Annotated in this window: 16 protein-coding genes; 8 read left to right on the forward strand and 8 right to left on the reverse strand. The window is 34.4% G+C overall.

Translation table 11 applies throughout. The features are described 5' to 3' along the window. Positions 1-129: 129 nt before the first annotated feature. Entirely contained in the window at positions 130-1,026 is an 897-nt protein-coding gene (gldA, locus tag B3C18_RS25910) for a gliding motility-associated ABC transporter ATP-binding subunit GldA (RefSeq protein ID WP_291153814.1), read from the reverse strand. Positions 1,027-1,174: 148 nt separating this feature from the next. Here gldA and B3C18_RS25915 point away from each other — a divergent pair, with 148 nt between their 5' ends. The 3 genes from B3C18_RS25915 (at position 1,175) to B3C18_RS25925 (ending at position 3,052) form a co-directional block, all read left to right on the forward strand. Beyond that, positions 1,175-1,756, forward strand: a complete 582-nt coding sequence (locus B3C18_RS25915) for an outer membrane beta-barrel protein (RefSeq protein ID WP_291153817.1) — start codon at positions 1,175-1,177, stop codon at positions 1,754-1,756. Between the two features lie 184 nt (positions 1,757-1,940). Then, positions 1,941-2,525 (forward strand): porin family protein, encoded by a 585-nt coding sequence (locus B3C18_RS25920; protein ID WP_291153820.1) that lies wholly within the window; start codon positions 1,941-1,943, stop codon positions 2,523-2,525. 71 nt (positions 2,526-2,596) lie between these two features. Continuing rightward, entirely contained in the window at positions 2,597-3,052 is a 456-nt protein-coding gene (locus tag B3C18_RS25925) for a hypothetical protein (protein ID WP_291153827.1), read from the forward strand. Between the two features lie 93 nt (positions 3,053-3,145). On the opposite strand, the gene metE is transcribed toward B3C18_RS25925, so the two are convergent. Then, on the reverse strand, positions 3,146-5,470 hold the full coding sequence (gene metE, locus B3C18_RS25930; protein WP_291153830.1) for a 5-methyltetrahydropteroyltriglutamate--homocysteine S-methyltransferase: 2,325 nt from the start codon (positions 5,468-5,470) through the stop codon (positions 3,146-3,148). A gap of 157 nt (positions 5,471-5,627) precedes the next feature. Here metE and B3C18_RS25935 point away from each other — a divergent pair, with 157 nt between their 5' ends. Together B3C18_RS25935 and B3C18_RS25940 are read left to right on the forward strand one after the other, a co-directional pair. Then, positions 5,628-6,089: an Lrp/AsnC family transcriptional regulator gene (locus B3C18_RS25935; protein ID WP_029271860.1), complete on the forward strand. Its 462-nt coding sequence runs from the start codon at positions 5,628-5,630 to the stop codon at positions 6,087-6,089. A gap of 267 nt (positions 6,090-6,356) precedes the next feature. Then, positions 6,357-7,703 (forward strand): deoxyguanosinetriphosphate triphosphohydrolase, encoded by a 1,347-nt coding sequence (locus tag B3C18_RS25940; protein ID WP_256636835.1) that lies wholly within the window; start codon positions 6,357-6,359, stop codon positions 7,701-7,703. A gap of 72 nt (positions 7,704-7,775) precedes the next feature. Here the strand turns inward: B3C18_RS25940 and B3C18_RS25945 are convergent, their stop codons facing one another. From B3C18_RS25945 to B3C18_RS25960, 4 genes are read right to left on the reverse strand one after another with little or no spacing between them, the layout of a single operon-like run. Continuing rightward, positions 7,776-8,777: a DUF3078 domain-containing protein gene (locus B3C18_RS25945; RefSeq protein WP_291153847.1), complete on the reverse strand. Its 1,002-nt coding sequence runs from the start codon at positions 8,775-8,777 to the stop codon at positions 7,776-7,778. A gap of 36 nt (positions 8,778-8,813) precedes the next feature. Then, complete coding sequence (locus B3C18_RS25950) at positions 8,814-10,604, reverse strand: 1-deoxy-D-xylulose-5-phosphate synthase (RefSeq protein WP_291153849.1); 1,791 nt, start codon at positions 10,602-10,604, stop codon at positions 8,814-8,816. Positions 10,605-10,656: 52 nt separating this feature from the next. Beyond that, positions 10,657-11,532: a hypothetical protein gene (locus B3C18_RS25955; protein WP_291153851.1), complete on the reverse strand. Its 876-nt coding sequence runs from the start codon at positions 11,530-11,532 to the stop codon at positions 10,657-10,659. Further along, positions 11,532-12,365, reverse strand: a complete 834-nt coding sequence (locus B3C18_RS25960) for an energy transducer TonB (RefSeq protein WP_291153854.1) — start codon at positions 12,363-12,365, stop codon at positions 11,532-11,534. Before B3C18_RS25960 ends, B3C18_RS25955 begins: the two co-directional genes overlap by 1 nt. A 61-nt stretch (positions 12,366-12,426) precedes the next feature. Here B3C18_RS25960 and B3C18_RS25965 point away from each other — a divergent pair, with 61 nt between their 5' ends. The 3 genes from B3C18_RS25965 to pbpC all read left to right on the forward strand — a co-directional run bounded on the left by B3C18_RS25965 (position 12,427) and on the right by pbpC (position 21,242). Continuing rightward, on the forward strand, positions 12,427-12,870 hold the full coding sequence (locus tag B3C18_RS25965; RefSeq protein ID WP_291153856.1) for a nucleoside deaminase: 444 nt from the start codon (positions 12,427-12,429) through the stop codon (positions 12,868-12,870). Positions 12,871-13,040: 170 nt separating this feature from the next. Next, complete coding sequence (locus B3C18_RS25970; protein ID WP_291153859.1) at positions 13,041-18,719, forward strand: alpha-2-macroglobulin family protein; 5,679 nt, start codon at positions 13,041-13,043, stop codon at positions 18,717-18,719. 147 nt (positions 18,720-18,866) lie between these two features. Further along, entirely contained in the window at positions 18,867-21,242 is a 2,376-nt protein-coding gene (gene pbpC / locus B3C18_RS25975) for a penicillin-binding protein 1C (RefSeq protein ID WP_291153862.1), read from the forward strand. Between the two features lie 290 nt (positions 21,243-21,532). Here pbpC and B3C18_RS25980 read toward each other — a convergent pair whose 3' ends face one another. Continuing rightward, positions 21,533-23,077 (reverse strand): Rne/Rng family ribonuclease, encoded by a 1,545-nt coding sequence (locus B3C18_RS25980; RefSeq protein WP_053470125.1) that lies wholly within the window; start codon positions 23,075-23,077, stop codon positions 21,533-21,535. A 388-nt stretch (positions 23,078-23,465) separates the two neighbouring features. After that, positions 23,466-23,628: HU family DNA-binding protein (locus B3C18_RS25985; RefSeq protein WP_291153865.1), on the reverse strand; the 163-nt coding region annotated here is incomplete at its 5' end.

Below are 23,628 nucleotides of genomic sequence, written 5' to 3' on the forward strand. Positions count from 1 at the left end.
TAATGTTTGAAAGAGAAGGAAATTATGAAGAGAAACAGAGATTCTTAGAATAGAAAAACCGATTTATCCCTAAGAATAAATCGGTTTTTCTATAATCTGCGACTGAAAACCACGACTGCGACTGAAAACTTACTTAGTAATTTCTCTAAAAACAGCCTCCAGGTTTTTATTTTTTTGATTTAACTGTAATGTTTTTAAACCATTTTCAGTAGCGAAGTCAAAAATTGCCGGACGCATATCTTTTTCTGTAACAAAAGTCAGTTCCCAAGTCATGTCATGCGTGTTTTTGTATGAAGAAATGTTTTCTAATTTGGCTAAAAGTTGCTCTTCTACCTTGTAATCAAACTCTACCTCAATAACTTGCTCTTTGTTTGCCGCAACCAAATGGTCTAATTTATTGTCGGCAACGATTTGTCCTTTGTCAATAATTATGACACGATCGCAAATTGCTTCAACTTCTTGCATAATGTGTGTTGATAAAAAAATGGTCTTATCCTTACCAATATTTTTAATTACATTTCTAATTTCCATTAACTGATTAGGATCCAGACCTGTAGTTGGTTCATCCAAAATCAAAACATCAGGATTGTGCAATAAAGCATTCGCTAACCCAACGCGCTGGCGGTATCCTTTTGATAGCTGACTGATTTTTTTATGGCTTTCCGGTGTCAGTCCTGTCAGTTGAATTACCTCTTCAATTCTTGACTTTGGCACCTTATAAACATCGGCATTAAAAGCCAAATACTCACGAACATACAAATCCAAATATAACGGATTATGCTCTGGTAAATATCCTATCGACTGCTGCACTGCTTTAGCGTTTGTCATGACATCGTGGCTATTTACAAGGGCTGAGCCGCTGTCGGCAAGTAAATAAGTGGTCAAAATTTTCATTAAAGTAGATTTTCCGGCTCCGTTGGGACCAAGAAATCCTACGATTTCTCCCTTCTCAATTTTAAACGAAATTTCATTTAAAGCTTTTTGCTCTCCGTAACTTTTTGATATACTGTTTACTTCTATCGACATGACTTTTTATTTGCTACAAAAGTAAACAGAAATAGTCTCGATTGCTAAAAATTATCTTTTAAAGTAATTATAAAAAAAATTGATGAGCCCAGTATTCACGGCATTGTTATTGTTAAAGGAATGCTAAAATTAAAATATACCCCAAATTATGAAAAAAATTCTAGTGATGGCTGCATTGGCTATCTGCAGTTTTGCAAACGCTCAAAAAGGAACAATCTTAGTAGGTGGAAACATCGGATATTCTTCTGAAAAAGCAGAATACAGATTTACTGAATCAAAATCAAATGAATTTAGCTTTTCTCCTAAAGTAGGTTACCAATTTCACGACAACTGGACAGTTGGAGGTGAATTTACAGTTTCTTCTTCAAAAAATGGTTTTATTGGTGAGGAACAAAAAGTAAATGCTTTCAGAGCTGGAGCTTTCGTTCGTTACTCAGTTCCATTGAACCAGACTTTTGCTATTTTTGCTGATATGGGAGCTGGTTTCCAAAATCAAAAAGTAAAAAATTATGATAATGGATTACTTGAATCAAAATCTAAAGCAGATGGAATGTACGTTGGTGTAACTCCAGCTCTTTTCATTAACATGAAAAAAGGATTTGGTCTTAACTTTAGTATTGGTGGTTTAGGATACGAAACATTAAGCTACGATAATAATGGTGCTGATGTTAGCAAATTCTACTTCAACTTTGGACAAACATTTAACATTGGAGTTTCTAAAAACTTCTAATCTTAAGTTACATATTCAATTTCAGAAAAGCACTCCAATTTGGGGTGCTTTTTTTGTATAAAACACTCTGAAATTATTCACTTACAATATGTTATATTTTAATGGATTTGTTAAGAAATTGTATAAAATAAAGTTGTGGCATTCTTATTGTTAAATATCTTTCAAAATTTAACAAATATCACACATGAAAAAAATTCTAGTTATTACTGCATTGGCTATGTTTAGCTTTGCGAATGCCCAAAAAGGGTCAGTTTTAGTTATGGGAAGTGTTGCTTACAATTCTCAAACAACTTCTTATAATGCAGGTGATAATAAACAGCATTACTTTTCTTTTGCTCCAAAAGTAGGTTATCAGTTTCATGAAAACTGGACAGCAGGTATCGAAGGTGCTGTAGGAACTTATCAAAGTAAAGATGGAGATTTGATGCTGCAAAAAAACAATAATTTAAAGATTGGAGGTTTTGTTCGTTATACAAAACCATTAAATGAAACCTTTTCATTTTATACTGATTTAGGTTTAGGTTTTCAAAATCAAAAAGAAAGAACAGAAAATCCGGCAGATGTAATAAATATTCAAAAAGCTGATGGAATTTATGCAGCCGTTACTCCAGCTATTTTTATTAATATTAATAAAGGTTTTGGTTTAAACTTCAACATTGGTGGTTTGGGTTATGATACTTTTAATTATGATAATGGAGGAAGAGATATTAAAAACTTCTCATTTACTTTAGGTCAGGCATTCTCTGTAGGAATTTCAAAGAATTTCTAGTATTAGATTTTATATAAATAGGAAAGCACTCCAATTGGGGTGCTTTTTTATATTTTTGAAAGAAGATATTTATGATAAATAAAATGGCATTAAGATTATTACCAAGCGAAGCTAAAGAATTTATAGAAACTGCCAATAGGTTAAATATAGAAGTTGAATTATTGAACAAAGAAGATTCTCAAAAATATATTGAGAAAGTTTTAGATTCTTTTAAACCCTTTAGGGTAACAGGTCATTTAGGAATTGGAGATAATTCCATTTCAATACCATTAGAAGACAATGAATTTTCGTATTCTGAAAATTTAGATCAGGAAAGCGGTTATGTTTTTTTTGATCAGTATAATTCTGAAGGAAAGACAACAGTTATTAAGATAGTAGATGTTAGAAAATTGGGAGAGATTATAGCGGATAGTTTTGGAATGGAATATTTTTTATCGAATGAAAAAATGGACTATCTAATAGCCGTTAATTGGTATGTTGTTGAAATTTCAGGAAATGCAAAAGAAAAGTTTAATCTAAAAAACTAATGCCCGCAAAAGTGAAGTCGAAACTAAATCATAACTAATTCTCGACTCCACTAAGCTGACATAAAAAACAAAAATATATCTAAAAGGAAACTATTAATTTATAGGATTTTCAACCGCAGCTCTCATTTCCTGAGCCGCTGCAACCATTTCGATTAAAGCTTTTTTAGTTTCATCCCAATGACGTGTTTTTAAACCACAATCGGGATTTACCCATAATTGATCTACAGGAATTACAGCCGAAGCTTTTTCTAACAAACGAACCATTTCTGCACTCGAAGGCACACGCGGTGAGTGAATATCATATACTCCTGGTCCAATTTCGTTTGGATATTTAAAATTGGCAAAAGCATCTAAAAGCTCCATTTGCGAACGAGAACATTCAATTGTAATAACATCGGCATCCATGTCGGCAATATTTTGAATAATGTCGTTGAATTCGCTGTAACACATATGTGTATGAATTTGTGTATCATCATTTACACCGCTTGCAGAAATTCTAAAAGCTTTTACAGCCCAGTCTAAATATTTCGCCCATTCTTCTTTTCTTAAAGGTAAACCTTCACGAATGGCAGGCTCATCAATTTGAATAATTTTGATTCCGGCTTTTTCTAAATCCACAACTTCATCACGAATAGCTAAAGCGATTTGCGTACAAGTTTCAGAACGAGGCTGATCGTTACGTACAAACGACCATTGTAAAATTGTTACAGGCCCGGTAAGCATTCCTTTTACCCATTTTGGAGTTAAAGACTGCGCATATTTCGACCATTTTACCGTCATTGGGTTTGGTCTTGAAACGTCACCATAAATAACCGGAGGTTTCACACATCGGCTTCCGTAACTTTGAACCCAGCCATTTTTTGTAAAAGTAAATCCGGCCAATTGTTCCCCGAAATATTCCACCATATCATTACGTTCGAATTCTCCGTGAACCAGAACATCAATTCCGGTTTCTTCCTGAAAACGAATCGTAGCTTCGGTTTCTTTTTCGATTAAAGCATTGTATTGCTCCGTAGTTAGTTCCCCTTTTTTGAATTTCGCTCTCCAGCTTCTCACTTCAGTCGTTTGAGGGAAAGAACCAATTGTTGTGGTTGGGAATAACGGAAGATTTAAAGCTTCAATCTGGCTTTTTCTTCTTGTTGTAAAAGCACTTTTACGCTTGTCATCAGAAGCTGTAATTCCGGCAACACGCGCTTTAACATCGTTGTTATGAATTAATTTTGAAGTTTTACGGTTTTCATTTGCGATTATATTTCTTTCGTAATCAATTGAGTTTTTAATGTCAATTTCGTTTGAAGCCGACAATTGTTTTAAAACTACAACTTCATTGATTTTTTGCTTCGCAAAAGCAAGCCATTGTTTGATTTCTGGTGTTAAAGTTTCGTCATTTGTTTCTAAATCTAAGTCGCACGGACTGTGAATTAAAGAACAAGAAGGCGCTACTAAAATTCGGCTTTCGCCTAAAGCATCAACAGCTTTTTTGATTATTTCTAAAGACTTTTTGAAATCATTTTTCCAGATATTTCTCCCGTCAACAACTCCCAAAGAAAGATTTACGTTTGAAGCCAGTTTCCCGGATTCTAAAATATCATCTAATTGAAGCGGACAACGAACTAAATCTAAATGGAAAGTATCAACTGGAAGAGCCAAAGCCGTTTCCAAATTTTCTCCAAAACAGTCAAAATAATTTGCTAGAATGATTTTAAGCTTTGGAAAACGAATGTTGATTTCGTTGTAAACCTGCGTAAATGTATTTCTTTCTTTATCCGTTAAATTTAAAGCTAAAAAAGGTTCGTCAAGCTGAATATATTCTGCATTTTCTGCTTGTAATTTTTCGAAAATTTCGAAGTAAACAGGAAGCAAAGCATCAATAAGATCAATTCGGTTAAAACCTTCTTCCTTTTCTTTTCCTAAAAGTAAATACGAAATTGGCCCAATTAAAACTGGTTTTGTTGTAATTCCTAAAGCATTTGCTTCTTTAAATTCATTGATTATTTTTTCTGAAAACAATTCAAATTTTTGGTTCTTTGTAAATTCAGGAACAATATAATGATAGTTGGTGTCGAACCATTTTGTCATTTCCATTGCTACAACATCCTGGCCTTCTTTTTGTGCACCTCTTGCCATTGCAAAATACAAGTCAAGAGCTGAATTTTTTCTTGCGAATCCGTGGTAACGCTGAGGAATTGCACCAACTGTTAAAGTCAAATCCAAAACCTGATCATAAAAAGAAAAATCGTTAGACGGAATCAAATCAACTCCGGCTTGTGATTGTAAATGCCAGTTTTTGATACGAATTTCTTTTCCGGCATCGATAAGTTCATTTACCGAAATTTTTCCTGCCCAATACAATTCACTGGCTTTTTTTAATTCTCTGTTACTTCCAATTCTTGGATAACCTAAATTATTTGTCTTCATTTTAGTTTCAGTGTTTTTTACTGAACAAATTTATTGTATTAGATTTTATAACTTATATTTGATGTTTATTTCAGTAAAATGTATTTTAAAAGTGATTTTAAAAAGATTTTATTACTGTGAATATCTTTTAAATGAACCTTTAGCCGTAAAAAAAACTATGGAAAACCTCGATAAAACCGATTTGCTGATCCTGAAACATCTTCAGGAAAACTCAAATATCAACACAAAAGACCTCGCCAGTAAATTATTTCTTACCGTAACACCAGTTTATGAGCGTATAAAAAGATTAGAAAGAGACGGATTTATAACAAAGTATGTGGCATTACTTGACAGAAAAAAAATGAACCGCGGCATGACGGTTTTTTGCAATGTTCGTTTAAAAGAACACGCCAAAAATGTGGGTAGTAATTTTGTAAAAGATATTGTAGCGCTTCCTGAAATTATAGAATGCTATAATATTGCGGGCGATTACGATTTTATGCTGAAAATTTTGGTACAGGATATGGCTAGTTATCAGGATTTTGTAATGAATAAATTATCGACAATAGAAAACATCGGAAATACGAACAGTATTTTTGTAATGGGAGAAATAAAGCATAGCACCGCATTAGAGTTTTAATGTTTTGCCACAGATTAAAAAGATTATAATGATTTTTTAGGATTGATGGTTAGGTTTTTTGCCACGAATTTCACGAATTTTCACGAATTAATTTAAGCGCACTGATTTGTGTTAATTCGTGAAATTCGTGGCAAACAAAAACATCGAATCTTTTAAATCAAATTAATCTGCGGCCTATTTTTATTTAATATTATCCTAAAATAAAATGTATTTTTGACGTTTAGATCCTCAATCTAAAATCAATAATCTACAATCTAAAATAGAAAAATGAACTGGGAACAACTTTTATCATTAAAACGTCAGGGAGATACAAGCAAAAGATTACGTGTAGAACAAGATGATACACGATTAGGTTTTGAAGTCGATTATGACCGAATTATTTTCTCGGCTGCATTTCGTTCTCTGCAAGATAAAACCCAGGTAATTCCGCTTTCTAAAACAGATTTCGTACATACCAGATTAACGCACAGTTTAGAAGTTTCTGTTGTGGGAAGATCCTTAGGGCGTTTGGTAGGTAAAAAAATCATCGAAAAATATCCTTATTTAAAAGAAATTCACGGTTATCATATGAATGATTTTGGGGCAATTGTAGCCGCAGCTTCATTAGCGCATGATATTGGGAATCCACCTTTTGGGCATTCAGGAGAAAAAGCAATTGGCGAATATTTCTCTACCGGAAAAGGATTAAAATACAAAGATAAATTAACAGCAAAACAATGGCAGGATTTAATTGATTTTGAAGGAAATGCCAATGGATTTTCGGTACTAACGGCAAGCCGTCCGGGAATTGAAGGCGGACTTAGGATTTCATACGCAACATTAGGTGCTTTTATGAAATATCCGAAAGAAAGTCTTCCGAAAAAACCAACCAATAATATTGCTGATAAAAAATATGGTTTCTTCCAGTCTGATAAAGCTTTTTTTGAAGAAGTTGCCGAAGATATGGGAATGATCCCAAATAAAGAAGACGGCGACATTGGTTTTGAAAGACATCCGCTGGCTTATTTAGTTGAAGCTGCAGATGATATTTGTTACACGATTATTGATTTTGAAGACGGAATAAATCTTGGTTTAGTTTCTGAAGATTATGCTTTAGAATACTTAATCAAATTGGTAAAAGACAATATTGGAGTTGCCAAATATAAATTATTAGAAACAAAAGAAGACAGAATTAGTTATTTGCGTGCTTTAGCAATTGGAGCCTTAATTAATGATGCTGTTGATGTTTTTGTAGAAAATGAAGAAGCAATTCTAGCCGGAAATTTCCCTTTTGCTTTAACAGATAAAAGTAAATACAAAGCGCAAATGAATGATATTATCAACTTAAGTGTTGAAAAAATCTATCAAAGCCGAGAAGTTATTGAAAAAGAAATTGTTGGGTATCAAATTATTCAAACGTTGCTTGATAAGTTTATCACAGCATTCAATAATAAATACGAAGGAACAGCATCAAATTACGATAAATTGATTTTGAAAATGCTGCCTGAAAAACATAATTTAGAAAAAGGCAATTTATATGAGCGTCTGCTTCATATCTGCCATTACGTTTCTCTTTTAACAGACGGAAATGCATTAGAATTATACGAAATGATTCAGGGAAGAAAAAAGAATTAATGTTCAAATTATACTATAAAAAAAGTGCCTGTAATATTACAGGCACTTTTTTTATAGAATGAATTTTATTATTTATTGAAAAGCATAAACTAAGCCAACTCCAAGAACCTGACGTAACTGCGCTCTTGGTCCGTCGTTAACCTGCGAAGTACTTCCGGTTACAGGATCAACAACATCTTTTTTAGTTTTAATATCATCATCGTAAACTAAATGAACGCCAATATTCGCTTTCACATAAGCATTTACAACAAGATCTAAACGAGTGTCGTAATCGACATCGACATTTCCAAATCTGTTTAGATAATCGGTATATAAACTTAATCTGTTTTCGTAAAAAATGTTTTTAAAGATTTCGCTTTTCATGTATGCCGTAAAAAGAATACCAAACTCCGCCTTTACTTTTTGTCCTTCTTCAATTAAAATTTGATTATTAGGATCTAAAGGATCTGGTGCATAAACCGCTTTTTTCACACCAAAAGAACCTTGATTTGCCAAGTATTGATCTAATACCAAAGTAGTTTTTAACGTAATAGGAGAGAAGTAAAAAGTTCTGTTTTTCTTTTTGTCTGAATTCTCAGCTCCCGCTCCCAGAAATATATAAGCTGGAGCAAAAGGTCTGGAAATTGCAATATCTCGGTTTGGATAATTGTAACCGTCTGTAAATTGTGTATTGAAGTTAAACTTAGCAGAATAATACCAGTTTGAAACCGTATCTTTTCTAAATCCGTATGTTGAGTTTAATAAAACAGCATCATCTGTTTTTCTAAGTTCAGTCCCGTCTTGTTTATTTAAACCATATTTAACAATAAGTTCGTTAACCCACTTATGATTTCCTTTTACAAAAGTTCGTCCAAATTCACCCTTAAATAAACCAGAAATAGAACTTGTTCCCCCGGCACTCCAATTCACAAAAGCGATCTCTGAAATATCAAAACCCACTTGATTTTTTTTAGTCCAGTTTGAAGGCAGTTTAGGTACTTGATTTGGATCTAAAGTCGTTTGTATAAGCTGCGCAAAGTTTTTTGAAGAACAGAGAAGCAACAGAAGCAAAAGGGTAGAACGTAATAATTTCATTAGGCTTATTTTTGTATTTTTGGTGTTGCAAAATAATTATTTTACACCGTTTGAAAAAAGATTTATTAAAGATTTAACGTCAATTTCACACAATTGTTGTAGTTGCAGCACGCTTCCATGCTCAATAAACTCGTCAGGGATACCCAAAATTTTGACATCATTTTTGAAATTATTTGCTGCTGCAAACTCCAAAACAGCACTTCCAAATCCGCCTTTTTTTACTCCGTCTTCAATTGTAATTATATTTTTAAAAGATGAAAAAATAGTATTTAACAAACTGATATCGAGTGGTTTAATAAATGAAAAGTCATAATGCGCAATCTCATCTGAATTCGAACACTGATTTATAGCTTCAATAACATTATTTCCAATTGCCCCTGTAGATAAAACAGCCGTTTTTGTGCCCTTTTTTAAGCAGTTTCCTTCGCCAATATTAATTTTTTCGTAATGTCCGAAATTTTCTACTTCCCAGTTTTGTAAGACTCCGCGTCCTCTAGGATATCGAATCGCAATAGGATGATTTAATATGCCTAATTGAGCCGTGTATAAAATGTTTTGCAGCGCAATTTCATTAATTGGCGCATAAATAATCATGTTAGGGATAGAACGCAGATAAGCAATGTCAAAAACACCGTGATGCGTTGCACCGTCTTCGCCAACTAAACCAGCTCTGTCCAAACAAAAAATAACGGGTAAATTTTGCAAAGCCACATCATGAATAACCTGATCGTAAGCGCGCTGTAAAAAAGTAGAATAAATATTGCAATACACCATCATTCCCTGAGTTGCCATTCCGGCAGCAAGCGTTACGGCATGTTGTTCTGCAATTCCCACATCAAAAGCACGTTCCGGCAGTTCATCCATCATGAATTTTAAAGAACTTCCGGATGGCATTGCGGGTGTGATTCCTATTATTTTTTCGTTCTTTTTGGCTAAATCTAAAATAGTCAAACCAAAAACATCCTGATATTTTGGTGGAAGATTTTCTTCAGATTTTGAATGAATTTCTCCCGTTGAAGCATCAAATTTTCCGGGTGCATGATATTTTACCTGATTCTCCTCAGCTTGCTGTAAACCTTTTCCTTTAGTGGTTACAATATGAAGAAACTTTGGACCTTTTATCTTTTTTAATCGATTTAATTCTTTGATTAAAGTTGGAAAATCATGTCCGTCGATTGGACCGGAATAATCAAAATTCAGCGATTTTATAATGTTATTCTGTTTCGGATTTTTTCCGTTTTTAACCGCAGTCAGATATTTTTTTAAAGCACCAACACTTGGATCAATTCCAATCGCGTTATCGTTTAAAATTACAAGAATATTAGCATCGGTAACTCCGGCATGGTTTAAACCCTCAAAAGCCATTCCGCTTGCGATAGAAGCATCGCCAATAACAGCAATATGTTGTTTATCGAAATCGCCTTTTAATTTAGAAGCAATCGCCATTCCGAGCGCTGCAGAAATAGAAGTAGAAGAATGCCCAACTCCAAAAGTATCATAAACGCTTTCTGCTCTTTTTGGGAAACCCGAAATTCCTCCAATTTGTCTGTTAGTATGGAAAAATTCTCGTCTTTCGGTTAAAATTTTATGTCCGTAAGCCTGATGTCCAACATCCCAAACCAATAAATCTTCGGGCGTATTAAAAACATAATGCAAAGCAATTGTCAGTTCGATTACACCTAAACTGGCACCCAAATGCCCTTCTTTTACAGAAACAACATCAATAATAAACTGACGTAATTCCTGAGCAACCTCAGTAAGCTGCTCTTCTTTTAAAAGACGTAAATCGGCAGGATTGTATATGTTCGAAAGTAAATTGCTTTTCATTGTAAGGTAAAAAGCAAATTTACGGTTTTAAATTTAATTTTATAAGTGAGATCTACTGCAATACAATTGGTAAAGAATACTGCATTTTAATTTTTTTGCCATTCGATTCTCCAGGTTCCCATTTTGGACATAAACTTAAAACCCGAATAAGTTCTTTCTCCAAAGGCTGGTCGACAGCAGGTTGAGATTGAAGATAAGATACAGAGCCGTTTTTTTCTACTGCAAATGCAAGAATGATTTTCGTTTTTCCAATATTTGAGCCTTCTGGCTTTTTAAATTCTTTTGCAAAAAATGTGTAAAATTGATCAATTCCACCAGGGAATTCTGCATTTGTCTGCATAACAGCACCAGTAACAAATGTTGAATTATCCTCTTCTTCCACAGCCTTTTTACAATTGATCTTTATAGATTTTTCTTTTTTAGTATTATTTACAGGATTTTTTACAAATTTAACCTGATCAACTTTTGGCGGAGGAGGTGGCGGCGGTAAAGGGTTATGATGAGAATCATTCGGATTAATTGGAACGTCTCCAACCATAACTCGTTCTTTAGTAACGGTATCTTTTACAACTTCAACTTTATCAATTTTTTTCTTATTTCCTTCTTTATCTGCGCAGCTAAATAAAGTAGTTCCCATAGCTACAAATAAAGCAAGCAAAAAGATTTTATAATAATTAGTTTGTGCATATAAAACCCGACTCGGAATTTGAATTGTAACAGAATCTAATTGCGATTTTCTAAATCTTCCACAGATTTTGTTACTTTGATTTTGAACGAAAAAATGCTGAATTTCGTCAGGAAGCATTGATGTAAAATCAACTACAGTTTTAGAGCAGCTTAAACAGAAACGACCATTTTCACTTGGAGTCATTTTGTTCCAGTCTTCATGGCAAGGTTCAGGAATTGTAATTTTATGTTTTCTTTCCATTATTTAATTGTAATTGGTAAAGTATAAGACGAACGAACAATGGCATTATTTCGTTTTCCCGGTATCCAATTTGGAGCTGTTTTTAAAACTCTAATAGCTTCTTCTCCAATTTCTTTCGGAGTATTATTAACGATGTTGAAATTACTCAAACTGCCATCTTCTTCTATAACAAATAAGATAGATATTTTTCCCTTAAACTTTTCTGTTTTGTTTGGGGCGACATAATTTTTGGCAAAAAACTCATGGAATTTTTTCATCCCGTTTTCTGGAGCAGGTGAAACATCTAAATCGGTCGAATTATAGATACTATGATAATGAAAACTTCCTGTTTGAATAGAATTTGGAGGAATCATAGCTCCCATTGTAATTCTCTCTCTGGCTTTTTTTGGTTTTGTTTTTTTAGCTTCGATTTCATGCCCATAACAGGAGGAAACATCCTCGTTTTCATCTTGATTTTGTGCGGTATTGTCAACAATTTCGATCTTATCAATTCTGTTTTTGTTGCCATCTTTATCTGCACAACTAAACAAAGTAGTTCCCATTGCGATAAACAAAGCCAGCAAAAACATTTTATGATATTTTGTTTGTGTGTATAAAACCCGACTCGGAATTTGAATTGTAATGGTTTCTAATTGCGAATTTTTAAATCTTCCGCAAATTCTTTCGTTTTGATTTTGAATGAAAAAATGCTGAATTTCATCAGGAAGCATGGAAGTAAAATCAACAACCGTTTTAGAACAACTCAAACAAAATCGACCATTTTCATTTGGCGTCATTTTGTTCCAGTTTTCACCACAAGGTTTGGGAATCGTTATTTTGTTTTTTTCTTCCATATTCAAATATCAAAAAATAAATGTAATAAAAAATAAGTTCTAAAATCCTATTTTTGCAATTATGATAAACCCTTTCACCGACGAATATTTCATGAAAAAAGCCCTGCAGGAAGCCGAAGAAGCTTTTGCTAAAGGCGAAATTCCTGTTGGAGCTATTATTGTTGTGGCTGATAAAGTAATTGCAAGAAGCCATAATTTGACTGAATTATTAAATGATGTTACAGCTCATGCTGAAATGCAGTCTATAACCGCAGCAGCCAATTTCCTTGGAGGAAAATATTTAAAAGACTGCACACTTTATGTAACGCTTGAACCTTGCCAAATGTGTGCGGGTGCTTTATATTGGAGTCAGATTTCGAAAATCGTTTTTGGCGCACGCGACGAACAACGAGGTTTTATAAGTATGGGAACAAAACTGCATCCAAAAACAACTGTAGTTTCTGGAGTAATGGCTAATGAAGCCGCAGATTTAATGAAGCGGTTTTTTCTGCAAAGGCGTAAATAATAGATTAAACTTCAACAAAAGTTAAATAATTATTACTAAAGAATTTTCTTCTTAAAGAATCAAAAAATACTTTACTTTTATTGTAATTTAATTTGCGTTTTGCTGTTAAGACTTTAAACAGCAAATCATGTTAAATTACTAACTTGTTAACCAATTAACTCTAAATAAAAGTGAAAGCAAAAGGTTTAGTTCTCGTATTTTTTGTGTTTTTTATTTTTCAATCTTGCGGCAGAAAATCGGCTGCAGATTTCAATTCAGATTTTTCATTATTTAAAGAGTACATAACCAGCTTTACCAGCGGAATCGTTTCTTCCGATTCCGATATCCGAGTCGTTTTGGCCTTCGATAAAAATGATTGGAAACCCAATCAGGAATTAGACGACGATTTGTTTGATATTTCGCCAAACGTTCACGGAAAAGTGGTAGCACTTTCTACCAATACCATTGCTTTTATTCCTGAGAAAAAATTAAATCCGGGAACAGAATATCAGGTTACTTTAAACTTAGATAAGCTGACAGCAATTCCAAAAGAAAAGGAAAAAGACCTTTCTAAATTCAACTTTACGGTTAAAACAGTTAAGCAGGATTTTACCATAAATACCGGCGATATTCAGTCGTACAGTAAAGAATATCAATATTTAAACTGCGTTTTAAAAACAGCAGATAAAATTGATCTTGAAACGGCTCAAAAATTGGTTGAAGCCAAACAAAAAGGAAGCAATCTTAAAATTAAATTTGAAAAAACGACTGGTCCTGCTAAAGAATTTCGTTTTATAATTGACAGTATTCAGCGTTTTTCTGAAGCTTCGAATTTGGAGATTATATATGACGGAAATGATTTTGATATTGATCAAAAAGGACAAATCGACTTCCCGATTACAAGTATAAACGAATTTAAAATTATAAAAGTTGAAGTTCCGGACGGAAGCAATCAATCGGTTTCAATTAATTTTTCTGAACCTTTAGAAAAAGGACAGGATTTTAAAGGATTAGTTTCGATTCAGAATACCAATAACTTAAAGTTTTCTACACAAGGGAATTTACTGAAAGTATATTTTACAAACGAAAATGCTCCTAAAAAAGAGGAACCGGCACCAGTTGTTGTTCAGGAAGAAACGGCTGAAGTTACCGTTGATTCTGCAGCAGTTGCTGTCGATTCTGCCGCCGCAGTTGTTGAAGCTCCGGTAGAAGAAGATATAGTAGAAGTTGTTCCCGATGAAGAGCCGGAACAAGTGATTACTGGAGAATTGCTTCTGGAAGTTTTTCAGGGAATTGAAAGCCAGTACGGTAAAAAAATGGAAGCCAATTATTCTGAAAAAATCTCTTTTGACCAAATAAAACCAAGCGTTCGTTTCGTTAAAAACGGGACAATTCTGCCAAGTTCAAACAATTTGAAACTGAATTTTGAAGCTGTAAATTTAAGTGCTGTTGATGTAAAAGTTTATAAAATTTACAAAAACAATATTCTGCAGTTTCTTCAATATAATGAATTAAACGGTGCGCAAAACCTAAAGAAAGTAGCGCAGCCTATTGCAAAAACAACGCTTAATTTAAGGGAAAGCACACTCGTAAATCTAACGAAATGGAATACGTATGCTTTAGATTTATCTAAAATTATTAAACCGGAACCGGGAGCAATTTATAGAGTTGAGTTTGAATATAAAAAGAAATACGCCCTGTATAAATGTGAAACATCTGATGGAAATCAAGATGAAGCAGAGGAAGAAGAAGTTGACGAAAATGATGTAAACTACAGTGGAAACTCGTACGACGATTACTATTATGATGATTATGAATGGAGAGAAAGCCAAGATCCTTGCTCTGGATCGTATTATTATAATGCGAAAATTGCAACGAATATTCTGGCTTCAGATTTAGGAGTTATTGCCAAAAGAGGTGAAAATAAATCATATCTATTTGCTGTAAATAATATTGTGACGACCGAACCAGTTTCGAACGCAAGAGTTGATTTGTACAATTTTCAACAGCAAAAAATTTCGACACAAGCAACAAGCAGCGAAGGAATTGCATCTTTTCAGCTGGATAAATTCGCCTATTTTGCAATTGTAACATTAGGCGATCAATCTACTTACGTGAAGTTAGACGATGGACTTTCGTTATCGGTTAGTAATTTTGATGTTGCCGGCGAGACTTTACAAAAAGGTTTAAAAGGATTTATTTACGGAGAAAGAGGTGTGTGGCGTCCGGGAGATAATTTGTATTTGTCTTTCATTTTAAATGATGCTGCGAACAAACTTCCAAAATTACATCCGATAAAATTCAGATTAAATGATCCGAATGGAAAAACCGTTTATCAAACCGTTCAAAAAACGAATGACTTAAATCATTATGCGTTTATAGTTCCAACAAATCAGGATGCGCCAACCGGAAACTGGGAAGCCATGGTAAGCGTTGGTGGTGCGAAATTCTATAAGAGTATTAAAATAGAAACGATCAAACCAAATCGTTTAAAAATCAAAAATACTTTTAGCAGAAAAACACTTTCATCATCTTATCCAAACACAGATAATCTGGAAGTGACTTGGCTTCATGGTGCGATTGCTAAGAATTTAAATGTAGAAATGCAGGCTAAATTCTCGCAGCAAACGACAACTTTTAAAGGCTATGAAAAGTATAGTTTTGACGATATGGTTCGTCAATTTAGTACAGAAGAAATAAATGTTTTCTCTGGAAAATTAAACGAAAGTGGAAAAGCCTCGGTAAACATTCAGCCAAAATTACAAGGTCAGGCACCAGGAATGCTTCGTGCTTCATTCATAACAAAAGTGTATGAAGAAGGCGGTGATTTTAGTACCGATGTTATTTCAACAACGTATTCTCCATATAAAACCTATGTTGGAGTAAAATCGCCTGAATTGAACAAATATAACATGCTTGAAACCAGAACGAATAATCGTTTTGAAGTAGTTACGGTTGATGAAAACGGAAGACCAAAAGCAGTTCGAAATCTTGAAGTAAGAATTTACAAAGTCGATTGGAGATGGTGGTGGGATTCTTCAAGCGATAACTTATCGAATTATAATTCATCGAACTCTACAACATCTTATAAATCTACGGTAATTAATACCGATTCTAGCGGACGTGGAAGTTTTCAATTTGCTTTAACCGATGAAGAATGGGGACGTTATTTAATCAGAGTTGAAGATCCAAACGACGGACATGCAACAGCTTTAACCGTAAATATCGACTGGCCAATCTGGTCTGGAAAAACCAGAAACAGAGATGCTTCGACAGCAAATATGTTGGTTTTTTCTACCGATAAAAAGAATTATGCCGTTGGAGAAAAAGCACAAATATCTTTCCCTTCAAGTGAAGGCGGACGTGCGTTGATTTCTATAGAAAATGGATCAAGAGTAGTACAAACACTTTGGGCTGAAACTAAAAACGGAGAAACAAAAGTCGAAGTTCCAATTACGGGAGCAATGGCGCCAAATGTGTATTTCAATATCACGTTATTACAGCCGCACGCTTCGACTAAAAACGATTCACCAATTCGTATGTACGGAATCGTTCCAATTGAAGTCGTAGATAAAAACACGATTTTGGCACCAACCATTAATATGCCTGATGTTTTAAAACCAGAACAGCCATTTACAGTTAAAGTAGGTGAAAAATCAGGTAAAGAAATGACGTATACGATCGCTGTTGTCGATGAAGGATTACTGGATTTAACTCGTTTTAAAACACCAAATGCATGGGATAGTTTCTATGTACGTGAAGCATTAGGTGTAAAAACATGGGACGTTTACGATGATGTAATTGGCGCTTACGGCGGAAAAATAAACCAGATTTTCAGTATTGGTGGAGATCAGGATTTAGGAGGCGGAAAAGCTAAAAAAGCAAACCGTTTTAAACCAGTTGTGTTGTATTACGGACCGTTTAAATTAGAAAAAGGAGAAACAAAATCACATCAATTAAAACTTCCAAAATACATTGGTTCAGTTAGAACTATGATTGTTGCCGGTGACGCTGCGACAAGTGCTTACGGAAGTGTAGAAAAAGCAACTCCGGTTAAAAGTCCTTTGATGGTTTTGGCTTCATTACCGAGAAAAATTTCACCTTCAGAAAAAGTGACAATTCCGGTTACTGTTTTTGCAACAGAAAATAACATCAAAAATGTTTCTGTTCAGATCAAAACGAGCAACGGATTAAAAGTTGTGGGAAGTGCGGTTCAAAAACTAAGTTTTGCACAGCCAGACGAAAAAATGGCGTATTTCAATTTAGTTGTAGGTTCTGCAACCGGAATTGCAAAAGTTCAGGTAATTGCAACATCAGGAAATGAGAAATCAAGTTATGATGTTGAAATTGATATGACGAACCCGAATCCGGTTACGAGTACTTTTACAGATGTTATTTTGACTCCAAACAGTACTAAAACACTTTCGTGGAAAACATTTGGTGTTGCCGGAAGCAATAAAGCGAGATTAGAAGTTTCGTCAATGCCATCGATGAATTTGAATGGAAGAATGCAATATTTAATTCAATATCCGCATGGTTGTGTAGAACAGACAACGTCGTCAGTTTTCCCGCAATTATTCTTAAGTGATGTTGCCGATATTGATGCGAAACGTAAAGATATTATTCAAAAAAATATTGCAGCCGGAATTCAGAGATTAGGAAATTTCCAATTATCAAATGGTGGATTACCTTACTGGCAAGGAGGTACAATTGCAGACGATTGGGGAACTTCATACGCTGGACATTTCTTGATTGAAGCAGAGAAAAAAGGATACGTACTGCCAATTAATTTCAAATCAAAATGGCTTTCGTATCAGCAGAAAGAAGCGAAACAATGGCGTTTTGAACCGAAATACGGAAACGATCTGGCTCAGTCTTATAGATTATATACTCTAGCCTTAGCCGGAAATGCCGATTTGTCGTCAATGAACAGATTGCGTGAAACAAAATCAATTTCGAATGAAAGTAAACTTCGTTTGGCTGCAGCGTATGTTTTAGCCGGACAAAAATCAGCTGGACAGAATTTACTGCTTCAAACGAGTATTGACGGTTCAGACAACTATAATTATTACTATTATGGTTCAGATGAAAGGAATAGAGCAATGGCTTTAGAAACGCTGCTTCTTTTAGATCAAAAACAAAAAGCATTTACAATGGCGACTAAATTAGCTAAAGAAATGTCGGCAAATCAGTGGATGAGTACGCAGACAACAGCTTACTGCTTGTATTCAATGTCGAAATTTGCGATAAGTAACGGTCCAAAAGGAATCAATATCCAGTTTAGTAAAAATGGTAAAGGAGAAACTATAAATACGCAAAAAACTATCGCAGATCGCAGTTTGTCTGCTGCCAGCGGAACAAATAGCATCACCTTAAAAAACCTTAAAAATAATACGGTTTATGTTCGAATATTGAATACGGGAATTTTACCAATCGGACATGAAAATGCTGTTCAAAGTGATGTTTCGGCAAGTATTGTTTTCAAAAACAGAAAAGGAAGTACTATTGATGTTTCAAGAATTAGTCAGGGAACAGAATTTATTGCTGAGGTTACCATTAAAAACCAAAGAAATGAAAGTGTTCAAAATGTCGCATTATCACAAATTCTGCCTTCTGGATTCGAAATTGTAAATACACGTTTTACCGATTACGGAGACGCAGTAAATAATATTGCCGATTATATTGATATCCGTGATGACAGAACCAATTTCTACTTCGGAATGAAATCCAGAGAAACGAAAGTGTTCAGAATTCTGTTAAACGCATCGTATTTAGGAAATTATTATTTACCAGGCCTGCAATGCGAAGCCATGTACGACAACACATTCCTGGCAAGAACAAAAGGATTCTGGGTTGAGGTTGTGAAGTAAATTTATAGAGCCCACGGGTTTTACGGATGAAACAGGTTTACACGGATACTTTTAAATTACGCTGCGAAAACCCGTTTCATCCGTAAAATCTGTGGGCAAAAAAACTTTGCGATAACTTAGCGGTTTTGCGGTTAAATAATTACTACGTTGAAAAATAAACTTATAGCGTTTTTCCAACGCATCATAAACTGGATTAAAAGAAATAAAATAAAATCAGCAATTGCATTTGTGCTCTTGCTGATTTACTATTTTTCCCTTCCCCGAACTTTATTCAAAGAACCCTATTCAACCGTTATTGAAAGTAAAGAAGGAGAATTACTTGGAGCAAAAATTGCCCGAGACGGACAATGGCGTTTTCCGGCGCAGGACAGCGTTCCTGACAAATTCAAAAAATGTATTGTTTATTTTGAAGACGAGTATTTCTACAAACATCCGGGATTTAATCCGGGAGCAATGGTAAATGCGTTTAAGCAAAACCGAAAAGCGGGTAAAGTGGTAAGAGGAGGAAGCACACTAACACAACAAGTAATAAGACTTTCCCGAAAAGGAAAAAACAGAACTTATTTTGAAAAGCTTGTCGAAATTATTCTCGCAACCCGATTAGAATTAGGATATTCTAAAAATGAAATTCTCGAAATGTATGCTGCTCATGCGCCTTTTGGAGGAAATGTAGTGGGATTAGAAATGGCTTCGTGGCGTTATTTTGGAGTACAGTCGAATCAATTATCTTGGGCAGAAAATGCTGTTTTAGCCGTTTTACCGAATGCGCCTAGTTTAATTTATCCCGGAAAAAATCAGATAAAATTACTAAACAAACGAAACCGACTGTTACTGAAATTGCAGCAGGAAGGAATAATCGACAAACAGACGTATGAACTTTCGATAGAAGAACCTTTACCTCAAAAACCGTATGATCTGCCTCAAATTGCACCACATTTACTGCAAAGAGTAGCAAAAAGTGAAGAAGGAACACGAGTAAAAACGACCATTGATTATGCCTTGCAAAATAGGGTAAATCAAATCGCAAGATATTATTACAATCAATATAAACAGAATGAAGTTCATAATCTGGCGATTTTGGTAATTGATGTTCAAAACAGAAATGTAATGAGTTATGTTGGAAATTCCCCAACAGATAAAGATCATCAAAAAGATGTTGATATTATTGATGCTCCGCGAAGTACCGGAAGTATTTTAAAACCGCTTTTATATGGCGCAATGCTCGATGATGGGGAACTTTTACCAAACACTTTAGTAGCTGATGTTCCAACGCAGATTTCAGGTTATACACCGCAGAATTTCAATTTAACATTTGATGGAGCTGTTCCGGCGCATCGTGCTTTGTCACGTTCGTTAAATATTCCGGCAGTATTAATGCTTCAGGAATTTACGGTCAATAAATTTTATGAAGAACTGCAAAAATTCAAATTAAAAGACATAAACAAAACTCCTGATCATTATGGTTTATCGCTCATTTTAGGCGGTGCCGAAAGTAATTTATGGGATTTATGCCGAACGTATGCAAATCTTTCTTCTACGGTTAATTATTATACTAAAAACAACGGAAAATATCGAACAAATGAATTCACGGAGCTAAATTATAAAAATGATTTTAAGCCCGATTTTGGCTCAGAAACCAATCAAAAGAATATTTTGGGTGCGGGATCAATTTGGTTAACGTATAACGCGATGGAAGAAGTGAACAGGCCGGAAGGAGATGAAGCCTGGAAGTTTTATGACAGCTCGTTAAAAATTGCCTGGAAAACAGGAACAAGTTTCGGAAATCGTGATGCGTGGGCTATTGGAACAAATTCAAGATATGTAGTGGGAATTTGGGTTGGAAATGCAACCGGAGAAGGACGACCGACTTTAACCGGAGTTACAAGTGCTGCCCCAATTTTATTCGACGTTTTTAATTTACTGCCAAGACAAAGATGGTTTGATATTCCGTATAAAGATTTAGAAGAAGTTGAGGTTTGTCGTTTAAGCGGATATCTGGCAAAAGAAAACTGCCCGAAAATAAAACAATGGGTTTCTAAAAAAGGAAAATCTACTGCGGTTTGTCCGTATCATAAAACCATTCATTTAGATAAAACAGAACAATTTCAGGTAAACAGCAGCTGCGAAAGCATCGAAAATATTGTTACTAAAAACTGGTTTGTATTACCTCCGGTAATGGCTTGGTATTACAAAAGCCAGCATATTGAATATCTTCCTCTACCGCCATTTAAAGAAGGCTGCGAGGGAACACAAGCCAAAACAATGGATTTTATTTACCCGAAAGCCAACAGCAAAATTTACCTAACTAAAGACTTTAACAGTAAAGTACAGCCCGTAATTTTAAAAGTAGCTTATTCTGAAAGGGATAAAGAGCTTTTTTGGTATGTGGATGATGTTTATAAAGCCACCACAAAAACTTTTCATGAACTGCCAATTATGCCAACAACAGGAATACATTATATTACGGTTGTAGATGCATCTGGAAATGAAATTAGACGAAAAATAGAAATTGTTAGAGAATAAATGTTGAAAATAAATTCCAATTTTTAAATTCCAAATTCCAAAATTTGCTTCTATGGGTATTGTATGTCAGGCTGAGCGAAGTCGAAGCCCACGTGCCAATTGGAGCGCCCTTCGACTTCGCTCAGGGTGACATTAGTATTCAAATTACTTTTGAAATATAGTTTTTGAACATAAATTTCCGCCACGAATTACACCTATTGAGACAAATTTATTCGTGCAAATTCGTGTAATTCGTGGCGAAAAAAAAGACACAAAAAAACCGCCAATCTCACGAAAGGCGGTTTTGATTTTTATTCTGAAATAACATTTCCTTTTTTATCATAGAAATGGTATTCTAAGTACGTGTAAGCGTCACGAGGTATGATTTTCACCCATTTCTTATGTTCAAAAAACCATTTTGAACGTAATGATGGAAAACCTTTGCTGAGGTATGCAGCCACAAACGGATGTGTATTAAGCACAACTTTATTGTGGGTTTTTAAAAGTCTTTCTAAGTCAGAGGTGATCTTGTCAATTATTAATATTGGCGCTTCAATTTCACCATTAACTTTATTTGGATCTTCTTCTCTAGTTTTTATATTAACTTCTGGTCTTACTCGCTGTCTTGTAATCTGGACTAAACCAAATTTACTCGGCGGTAATATTTTATGCTTTGCTTTATCGTCGCTCATTTCTTCTCGCAAGAAGTCGAACAAAACTTTCCTGTTTTCTGGATTAGACATATCGATAAAATCAACTACGATAATTCCGCCCATATCTCTCAGACGAAGTTGTCTGGCGATTTCTGCTGCGGCAATCATATTCACTTCCATGGCGGTGTCTTCCTGGTTGGTAGCTTTATTCGAACGGTTTCCGCTGTTTACGTCTATAACGTGAAGAGCTTCAGTGTGTTCGATGATAAGGTAAGCCCCTTTACTCATAGAAACGGTTCTGCCAAAAGAAGTTTTGATTTGTCTCTCTATATTGTATTTCTCAAAAATTGGAGTGTCATTTGATTGATAAAACTTAACAATCGATTGTTTCGAAGGTGCAATTTCTTGCAGATATTCCTTCGTTTGGTGGAACAACTCTTCATCATCTATTTGAATACCGCTGAAGGTATCATTAAATACATCTCTTAATATTGAAGAAGCTCTGTTAAGCTCTCCTAATACTTTTGATGGATGATGAGCAGTTGGTAATTTTTTACACATTGCAGACCATCTGCCAAGCAGGTTCTGCAAATCTTTTTCTAATTCGGCTACGTTTTTGCCTTCGGCTACTGTACGAACAATAACACCAAATCCTTTAGGTTTGATCGATAGAACAAGTTTTTTTAGACGATCCTTTTCTTTTTTGTCTTCTATTTTTTGAGAAATAGAAACACGATCAGAAAAAGGAACTAGAACGATAAATCTTCCGGCAAGAGAAAGCTCAGCACTTATTCTTGGACCTTTGGTCGATATAGGTTCTTTAACTACTTGAACTAAAACAGATTGATTGGCACTTAAAATATCAGTAATGATGCCATCTTTGTCAATCTCTTTTTCAAACTGAAAGGTTTTTAGGGAGAAATCTTTTATTTTACCTGCGCTTACAAGTTTTATGAATTTCAGCTGAGAAGCTAAGTTTGGACCTAAATCGTGATAATGTAAAAAGGCATCTTTTTCGAAGCCTACATTTACAAAAGCAGCATTAAGTCCGGCAACTGGTTTTCTGATTTTGGCAATAAAAATATCACCAACCTGAAAGTTGCTTTTCTCTTCTTCTTTGTGTAATTCAATTAGTTTTCCATCTTTTAATAAGGCAAAATCTACGGCTTCAGAACTAGATCTAATGATTAATTCTTTATTCACACTGTAAATTTTTATCTGTTTTTTCAGAAAATAGAATATAGAGAGAAGAGTATAGACTTAATAAAAAATCTAAAATCTGGAATCTAAAATCTAAAATCTTATCTACAGATGGATTAAACAATATTTTAACAGGTATTGAACCCGGGGAAAGAAGATTAGTAGAGAATAGAGCAAAGAGAATAGACTTTACGTCTATATTCTATTTTCTTTTCTCTTTCATCTTTTTTCAATTTCAATGAACGTTTAAAAAGAAAAAAGTAGTTTAAAACTACTTTTTCTTTTTGTGACGGTTAGCTCTCGCTCTTTTCTTACGTTTGTGAGTAGCTACCTTATGTCTCTTTCTTTTTTTACCACTTGGCATATCGTGTCAGATTTATGTTAATTAATATTATTTTGCTTCGTTGTTAGTTTTAACTCCTTCTACAAATACTTTTGCAGGTTTAAACGCAGGGATGTTGTGTGCTGGAATTTTGATTGTAGTGTTTTTTGAGATGTTTCTACCAGTTTTTTCAGCTCTGGTTTTTACAATAAAACTACCAAAACCTCTTAGG

This window comes from Flavobacterium sp. UBA7680 (assembly GCF_002482975.1).
Lineage (GTDB): Bacteria > Bacteroidota > Bacteroidia > Flavobacteriales > Flavobacteriaceae > Flavobacterium.